Annotated in this window: 3 protein-coding genes; 2 read left to right on the top strand and 1 reads right to left on the bottom strand. The window is 50.8% G+C overall.

Annotated elements, in window-relative coordinates; genetic code table 11:
- On the bottom strand, positions 1-417 hold a 417-nt coding region (locus OXG87_16365; GenBank protein ID MCY3871125.1), incomplete at its 3' end, for a GDP-mannose 4,6-dehydratase.
- A 201-nt stretch (positions 418-618) separates the two neighbouring features.
- On the opposite strand from OXG87_16365, the gene OXG87_16360 reads away from it, so the two are divergent.
- Together OXG87_16360 and OXG87_16355 are read left to right on the top strand one after the other, a co-directional pair.
- Positions 619-1257 (top strand): hypothetical protein, encoded by a 639-nt coding sequence (locus OXG87_16360; GenBank protein ID MCY3871124.1) that lies wholly within the window; start codon positions 619-621, stop codon positions 1255-1257.
- Between the two features lie 172 nt (positions 1258-1429).
- Positions 1430-2479 (top strand): hypothetical protein (locus tag OXG87_16355; GenBank protein MCY3871123.1); only part of this gene is annotated, 1050 nt, incomplete at its 3' end.

Genomic DNA, 2479 nt, shown 5'->3' with positions numbered 1-2479 from the left:
GGGCACTTCTTCGGCTTTGCCAAACATTTCGCTTGATCCGGCAAAGTAGAATCGACATTCGGGCACGAGTTCATTGAGGGCTTCGAGGACATAGTGCGTGCCATTGATGTTGATATTGAGTGTTGAGAATGCGTCTTTGAAAGAGGTATCGACAAAGCTTTGCGCTGCGAGGTGGTAACATTCGTCGGGTCGAATGATGCGCACGACATTGTAGATGCTGGGAAAGCTTTCGAGCGATGCGGGATGGAGTTCCACTTTGTGCTGCAAGTGGGTGATGCGTCCGAGCCGGTGTTCGGGGTCTTCGAGAGCCACGCGCCTGACAATGCCGTGTACTTCGTAGCCCTTATCGAGCAGAAGTTCTGCCAGATAAGAACCGTCTTGTCCGGTGATGCCGGTGATCAATGCCTTTTTTGCCATGAGAGTCCTTTCGAAAATGCGGCACGCGTGCCAGCGCAACAATTAATGGGGAATACGAGGGTACGTCAAGTCAATACATGCGTGTTTTCAAAAAGTTCACGGTGTCCTGGCACTGGCTGCAAACGAGAGGCATTGACAGTTGGGATTCTTTTGGATATTTTAATCTAAATGCTGGGGTAGAACCTTTCAGGAGGAGATGCTATGAAATACTGGCTGATGTGTACGGTTGCCGGGCTGTTGGCTCTGGGCGTTCCTGCTCAGGCCGATGTGGTCGGTGAAGAAGAAAAAAAGGGTGAAGATGAGGTCAATATAGGTCCTATTCGTGCGGGACAGTTGGAAGTGACGCCGATTATGTCTGTGCGGTTTTCAGGTCGTAGCTTGTTCTATCGCGCTGGGGTTCAAGTGGCGTATTCGATTAGCCGATGGCATCAAATCGGCGGTTCTTTTATTGCGGGCAACAGGCAATACGACCGGCGCGCAGGTCTCGATACCCCCGACCGGGATGATCTAATACACGCGCTGGACAATGCAACGATAGATGCTCGGGGGCGTTATATGACGGTGGATGACGGGTTTGGGTCTTCGGTGTCGGGTTTTTATCGGTTGAATATTCCCATCCAGATTAAAAAGCGCACCTTTCCGTTTGTAGAAGCTTTTGCCGCACGCGATTTTTGGGGATGGGGCAATGTCAGCGAATTGGGCGGTGGCGCAGGTACGCGCCAGGTGCTGTCAAAACACACGGCTTTGACCGCGATGTATGGGTATTCGGTCTTATTTGCCGGGGAAGATCGCATCAAACGCCATTTTGTGAAGGGTGGCGTATCGGTGTTCTTTAGATAGAAGCGGATGTCACGAGGATATACTGCTCCCGATCTTGAAAGAGGTCGGGAGTTTTTTGTTTATCGCTTCTCGACCATTGCTCATTGTTCCCCGCCGGGTATTTGTATATATTGGGGCATCATGTTTGAGACGGATGTTCTCGACTATATAAAATGGGAGGAAATATTATAAGATGGCACTTGGGGAGGGAATAGTTGATCGCGATGCACTCGCCGCGCGGGAAGGTGTGACTGCGCGGTCGATCATTTTGGGTCTGGCACTCGCGTTGCTGGTGATTGGGTGGAATACCTATGTCGAATATATCGCCCACACCGCGCGTATGAATATCACGCATTTTCCAATCGCGTTGTTCGCGCCTTATGTGGTGTTGACTTTGGGCAATGCAATCGCGCGTCGATGGCAGGCCCCATGGGCATTGACGAGTACCGAAGTATGGACGATTCTGGCAATGGGTTTGGTGGGGGCTGCTGTTCCCGCCTTTGGGCTGACGAGTTATTTTTTGGGCATGATTTCCATTCCCTATTATCTCGCCACGCCAGAGAATCAGTGGGGAAGTTATTTTCACCAGTATTTGCCCAACTGGTTGATTCCCTCCAATGAAGGCGGGGCCATGCAGTGGTTGTTTGAGGGCCTGCCCAGTCCGGACCTGCCCATTCCCTGGGGTGTTTGGTTTGTGCCTTTGTTTGGCTGGATGACGTTTATTGCCGCCATTGTGGTGGGGTGCATTTGTCTGGCGGTGATGTTGCGCAAGCAATGGGCAGAACACGAGCGGTTGGCTTATCCCATTTTGCATCCGGCAGGTGATCTGGCCGAAGCAGAGCACAGAGTGCCCCTTTTGAAGAATAAGTTCTTCCTTTTTGGCGCTGCCATTCCATTTCTCATCCTGTCTTGGAATATTATCAGTTATTTTTCACCCGGATTTCCGGTTATCAGCCTGGGACCGGGGTGGATGCCCATGGGTGTGTATTTCCCGCGCATTCATGTGCGGTTTAATTTTTATACTGTGGGTTTTGCCTATTTTGCAAACCTGGATGTGTTGTTTTCCATCTGGGTATTTTATTTGTTTTACTGCGTGCAGGTCATGTTTTACAGGCGCGTGGGGATTAATCTGAGCAATAAAGGTAGTGCTGCAGATGCGACGACCTCGCTACAAGCTGGGGGTGCATTTGTGGCGATGGTTTTATTTGGGTTGTGGATGGCGAGGTTTCACATTCGCGATGTG

Source organism: Gemmatimonadota bacterium (assembly GCA_026706845.1).
In the GTDB taxonomy this organism is placed as follows: domain Bacteria; phylum Latescibacterota; class UBA2968; order UBA2968; family UBA2968; genus VXRD01.
Note: the sequence above shows the minus strand (reverse complement) of the source record. Positions and strands in the feature narration are given on the sequence as shown.

Bases quoted from the DNA above. Each gene is read 5' to 3' on its own strand.
- OXG87_16360 (MCY3871124.1), top strand. From the start codon at position 619: ATGAAATACTGGCTGATGTGTACGGTTGCCGGGCTGTTGGCTCTGGGC.